The sequence below is a fragment of the Synechococcus sp. R8-2 genome (assembly GCF_047461715.1).
Classification (GTDB): Bacteria; Cyanobacteriota; Cyanobacteriia; order Thermostichales; family Thermostichaceae; genus Thermostichus.
On sequence record NZ_JANSHQ010000022.1, the window covers coordinates 1 to 4,376 of the forward strand.

Consider the following 4,376-nt stretch of genomic DNA (forward strand, 5'->3'; position numbering starts at 1 on the left):
CTCTACGGGCAGCTTCGTCGACTCCGGCCCGATTTCTCTGGCTGGGATCCAGCCTTCCAACCGTGTTTACATTGCCTTCCGCTATCGCTCTTCTGGTACAGCTTCCGGCTCGGCCACTCGCTGGCGGGTGGATAGTGTCAACATCTCCGGGAACTAGGTGTGGGATCCTAGTGCCAACCTGAGTCTGATTGGCAGTGGCTGGGAAAGTGGATCTGCTTCCTCAGCCGTAACGCTCTCCTATGTGGTCTTGGCCGGGATCCACCGTTGCTCAGCGGGTTTCGAGCAGAGGGATTGACTTTTGGAGCACGGACTAAAGGGAGAGGAGCCGGGGGTGGTTGCCTTTGGCGGCACGGAGCGCTTAAGACACTTCGGGAGAAAAATGGTTGAGGATCCGGGGGGATTGCAATGTCCTCGTCTCAATCGAAATGACCTCATTATGGGATCCCCACCTGGGCGCAGATTTGCCCCTGTCGGTCGAACAACGTCACCGCCAACAGCAGGGATCGACCGGCATACTTTTGCACATAGCCTGCGGCTCGCTCCAGGATTTGACGGGCCAACTCCTCCATCACGGGTGCTGCCCAGCCAAGGCCATCCAGATAGTGCACCGCTGCCTCTACTGTCCGCAACTCCAACACCTGCCGCGCCTGTTCTGCCGTTCCCCCACGCCGGATCAGGGCTGCCGCCAGAATTTCCAAGCGGGCATCGGCCACGTGGCTGGAAGTGGTGAAGATCCCCCCCGCCAGCTTGATCAGCTTGCCGTGGTAGCCGATCAAATGAATGGACTCCGCCCCCCGCAGCGCCGCTTCCACCAGCAACGGCCCTATCCAATTGGCTACTCGCAGGATCTGGTCTTCCGGGATCCCTTGCCCCAGCGCCACCTGCTGCCCATGGCTGCCCACGCAAAAGGTCAAATGCTTGTGCCGCTCCAACTTTTGTTGCAGCTCTTGGCGGGCTCGCTCTAAGCTCTCAACACTTGAGGAAGGCTCCACCTCCGCCCGCGTTCCCAACAGGGCCAGCCCTTCCAGCACCCCAAAAGCAGCATTGGATGTGCGCTCGGCCAGCAGCTTTCCTTCAGGCAAAATGATGCGCACCCGCAGGCGGCAGCCCTCTGGGATCCCGGGCAAAAGATTGATCTCAAACAAACGGCGGGCATAGGCATAAATGGCCGGGCTGCCATCGGTGCGTCGCCCCAGCCCTTCCCCGGCTTCCAAGATCAAGGGGGGATCCTCGGGATCCCTATCCTCTAGCCTGGCCCAAGCCCAGACCGGCGTGTCGCGGGTGAGATCCAGGTGGGGGCCGGGATCCGAGCGGGTAATGGCCAGAGCTGTTGCCTTCTCCAAGGCAGCTACCTGCTCCACTGGGATCCGGATCCAAGCCTCAAGGGACTGGGGCTCAGCCTGCACCGCAACAACCAAGCGCCCCCCTTCCTTCTCCAAAGGGATCCCCAGAAGGTGGTGAAGAGCAGCTCTGGCCGAAGCAACGGCGAAAACCGGCAAGGTATAGCCCCGCGGTCGGGATCCCTGAACAGCATCCTGCATCTGCAGAGATTTTTGCTTGGGAAATGGGTAACCGGAAAACCAAAATCTCCGGAAAATGCACACCTCAATTGTGGCTTGTGAGAGAACCCAGGAGTTTCGGGGAACACCTCCCGGAAGCAATCGTTAAATGATCTGGGGGAAGAAGAGGGGATCCGAAATTTGCCTTTTTCAATGAAGGTAGTCGAAAACTGGGGCAGCTATGAGCGAAGCAGTGCAGCACTACCTTGAGCGTCTGGAGTCGCAAATACAGGAGCTAAAAGCTGCCATCGAGCGGATGCCCGAGCAGGTGGTGGCTGTTCTCCTGGCTACCCAGGAAGCCAAAAAAAACACCCCCGCCCCCTCCCGTTACAGCGTTCTAATCTCAGACTTGGTGGAAGATGGCAGCCACAACTTCCTGCTGGATGATGAACCCACCGTGGTGAGCAACCGCAGCATGGGGCATGAGCTGGCCCCCGAAGCCCAAATACAGCGCCTGAGTGCCCAGTTAACCGCTGCCTACAACCGTATTGCCGCTCTGGAAGAGCAGCTCTTGGCCCAGCGCTTGCAACACTAAACCAAACCGACAGTCGTCCGGACCGGTCTGGAAAGGCTTCAACGGGGAACAGCAGAGGGCTTGCCTTTGCGTTGCACATCCTGCATCTGGAAGCCGTGTTTGCGCAGCTCTTGATCCAGCACCAGCTCGTTTTCCACGTGATCCACAAACAACACGCCGTTGAGGTGGTCGATTTCGTGCTGGATCACCCGCGCCAGCAAATCGTCCGCTCGAAGGGTGCGGGGCCGCCCCGTTTCATCCTTAAACGAAACCACAATCCCTTCTGGGCGCACGACCTCGCAAAACACCCCCGGAATGCTCAGGCAACCCTCCTGCCCGGCAACGGCCTCGCCAATGTACTCGCGAATCTCCGGGTTGATCAGCACCAGGGGTGGCACCTCCGGCTTATCGGGATAGAGATCTACCACAATCATGCGCTTAGGAATGCCAACTTGCGGAGCCGCCAGACCAATCCCATCAAAGCTGTACATGGTCTGTAGCATGTCCCGGGCAAGCTGGCGGATCTCCTCATTGACCTGGCTGATGCGCTTGGCCGGCTGCCGCAGCACCTTGTCCCCCATGCGATAAATGCGCAGGGGCGGATGCTTCAGCTTCACTTTGGGAACAGCAACAGAAAGGGTAGCCACCATCCGGCAGATCTCTTCAGAATAAACAGCAGGTATCGGGTCTGGATCCCCATTCTACATTCAGTCCCAGTTGCGCCGAAACCACTGTTGCCTAACTCTCTTCTCCTTATTTGATTTTGAAGAGGGGGTAGAGGCTTGTTTGGGATGATCATGGCTCAGGGTTGCCGTCGCCAGCCTCTGGAAGTCGTTGGGCCTGTTGGTCAATTCCCTGCTTAAAGCCCAAGGCCACCAAAATATTGGAGAGGGTGAGAAAAGCCTCTGCCCCTCCATGCAAGGGATCCACATTGGCCAGGGAAGTGCCGTAGTGCATCTGAGCGTACAGCCCTGCCGGGATGCTGACGGCCACAAAAAGCAACAACAGCCAAAATCCAACCAAAGCCAAACGTGGGATCCGGCGCAGCCGCGACAGAAAGAATAAAAAGACCAAGTAAGGGAACAGAGAGAGGGCAAATAAACTGTTCATCGCCTAGTCGGGATCCCCCTCCTGTGCAGGCTCGTCGGCTCTCTCAGCTCGCCAAATGCGGTAGGCAGCCCAAGCCAGGGTACAGTTGCCCAGCAAGGTCAAGCTGGCCTGTGCAGTGACCACCCAGTCCAACTTGGGGTCGTTGTCAAACCAGTGCCAGGTGATTGCGCACATTGCCCCCGACAAAGCGGGCAGCATCGCCCAGCTCAAACTTCGCCATTCGGGCTGGCCCACCCGCTCCCCAAATTGCCACACGAGCACAGTAGCAGCGATCCACTCCAAGACGCTGGCAATGTGAATCCACCAGGTGGGAAGTGAAAGGGCGTGCATCAGGCGCTGAGGGAATGACGAAGCAGTTGGCGGTAAGTGGCCTCCTGCAACAGCATTTGCTTGTGCAGTTTGACCAAAATGTCTTTGGCCTGCTCGGGGCTCATGCGAGAAACCAAAGTCTCGAAAGCCCGCTGGCGAAATTGCTGCTCCAAAGAGAGCTCTAGCGTTTCATCCATCATTATCACCTCAGGGTGCTCAGGTAGAGAGGTCTGCAAAGAGTTCCAACAGCGCAGATCTGGCCAGGTAGTGCAAGCAGGATAATACATATCTTAACAAATCGCAACAACGTGACAAGATGCCGGATCTCGACGTGCCGGAAGGGAGCTTGGCCGAGGCGAGGGCAGAGAACCTCAACCCAGTGGCAGAAAAAGTACAGGCCCGTCAAGTTGGACAAAGGTGCATTTTGGATGGGGAAGGGGGAAGATTTTCCGGCAGGGATCCCTTTACATCCCGTCATGTTCGGCGATTCGGCAGGGCTCCATGATAGAAGTGAAGTACTCTGGAGCTTTGTTGCCACCCTTGCTGATTGGTGACTTACTTTGCTTGAATTGCCATGACCATTTTTGTGGGGAACCTAAACTATAAAGCCTCAACAGAAGAACTGAAAGCTTTCTTCCAGCAGAGGTGGAACGTTAAGTCGGTTACAATCCCGATAGACCGAGAAACCGGGCAGACACGAGGCTTCGCGTTTGTGGATCTGGCAACTGAAGCTGAGGAGGACGAAGCCATCGAGAGCGCGAACGGGCAGGAATTCATGGGCCGGCCTCTGCGTTTGGATCGAGCCAGGCCCCGCCGCCAAGCCTAAGCAAAGATTGTTCAACCCTGGGTTTGCCATTCTGGACAACCAAAGGACTCCGTCCCGC

7 protein-coding genes are annotated in these 4,376 nt (G+C 57.3%); 2 read left to right on the top strand and 5 right to left on the bottom strand.

The features are described 5' to 3' along the window. Window positions 1-434: 434 nt before the first annotated feature. On the bottom strand, window positions 435-1,541 hold the full coding sequence (cbiD, locus tag NW819_RS00580) for a cobalt-precorrin-5B (C(1))-methyltransferase CbiD (RefSeq protein WP_414412574.1): 1,107 nt from the start codon (window positions 1,539-1,541) through the stop codon (window positions 435-437). 199 nt (window positions 1,542-1,740) lie between these two features. On the opposite strand from cbiD, the gene NW819_RS00585 reads away from it, so the two are divergent. After that, window positions 1,741-2,094, top strand: coding sequence for a hypothetical protein (locus NW819_RS00585; protein ID WP_414350209.1), 354 nt, complete (start codon window positions 1,741-1,743; stop codon window positions 2,092-2,094). A 38-nt stretch (window positions 2,095-2,132) separates the two neighbouring features. On the opposite strand, the gene def is transcribed toward NW819_RS00585, so the two are convergent. From def to NW819_RS00605, 4 genes are all read right to left on the bottom strand, one after another. Then, the gene (gene def, locus NW819_RS00590; RefSeq protein ID WP_414412575.1) at window positions 2,133-2,723 is read right to left on the bottom strand and encodes a peptide deformylase; all 591 of its coding nucleotides are present in this window, start codon (window positions 2,721-2,723) and stop codon (window positions 2,133-2,135) included. A 145-nt stretch (window positions 2,724-2,868) separates the two neighbouring features. After that, window positions 2,869-3,183, bottom strand: coding sequence for a DUF3593 domain-containing protein (locus NW819_RS00595; protein WP_011434312.1), 315 nt, complete (start codon window positions 3,181-3,183; stop codon window positions 2,869-2,871). A 3-nt stretch (window positions 3,184-3,186) separates the two neighbouring features. Further along, window positions 3,187-3,513: a DUF2499 domain-containing protein gene (locus NW819_RS00600; protein ID WP_414412576.1), complete on the bottom strand. Its 327-nt coding sequence runs from the start codon at window positions 3,511-3,513 to the stop codon at window positions 3,187-3,189. After that, entirely contained in the window at window positions 3,513-3,692 is a 180-nt protein-coding gene (locus NW819_RS00605; RefSeq protein WP_238376817.1) for an NblA/ycf18 family protein, read from the bottom strand. The genes NW819_RS00600 and NW819_RS00605 overlap by 1 nt, the downstream gene beginning before the upstream one ends. Window positions 3,693-4,066: 374 nt before the next feature. Between NW819_RS00605 and NW819_RS00610 the strand changes: the two genes are divergently transcribed. Then, window positions 4,067-4,318, top strand: coding sequence for an RNA recognition motif domain-containing protein (locus NW819_RS00610; protein ID WP_011434316.1), 252 nt, complete (start codon window positions 4,067-4,069; stop codon window positions 4,316-4,318). Window positions 4,319-4,376 lie beyond the last annotated feature (58 nt).

Excerpts from the sequence above, each read along its gene's own strand:
- NW819_RS00585 (WP_414350209.1), top strand. The coding sequence starts at position 1,741 with ATGAGCGAAGCAGTGCAGCACTACCTTGAGCGTCTGGAGTCGCAAATA.
- NW819_RS00600 (WP_414412576.1), bottom strand. The coding sequence starts at position 3,513 with ATGCACGCCCTTTCACTTCCCACCTGGTGGATTCACATTGCCAGCGTC.
- def (WP_414412575.1), bottom strand. The coding sequence starts at position 2,723 with ATGGTGGCTACCCTTTCTGTTGCTGTTCCCAAAGTGAAGCTGAAGCAT.
- NW819_RS00605 (WP_238376817.1), bottom strand. The coding sequence starts at position 3,692 with ATGATGGATGAAACGCTAGAGCTCTCTTTGGAGCAGCAATTTCGCCAG.
- NW819_RS00595 (WP_011434312.1), bottom strand. The coding sequence starts at position 3,183 with ATGAACAGTTTATTTGCCCTCTCTCTGTTCCCTTACTTGGTCTTTTTA.
- NW819_RS00610 (WP_011434316.1), top strand. The coding sequence starts at position 4,067 with ATGACCATTTTTGTGGGGAACCTAAACTATAAAGCCTCAACAGAAGAA.
- cbiD (WP_414412574.1), bottom strand. The coding sequence starts at position 1,541 with ATGCAGGATGCTGTTCAGGGATCCCGACCGCGGGGCTATACCTTGCCG.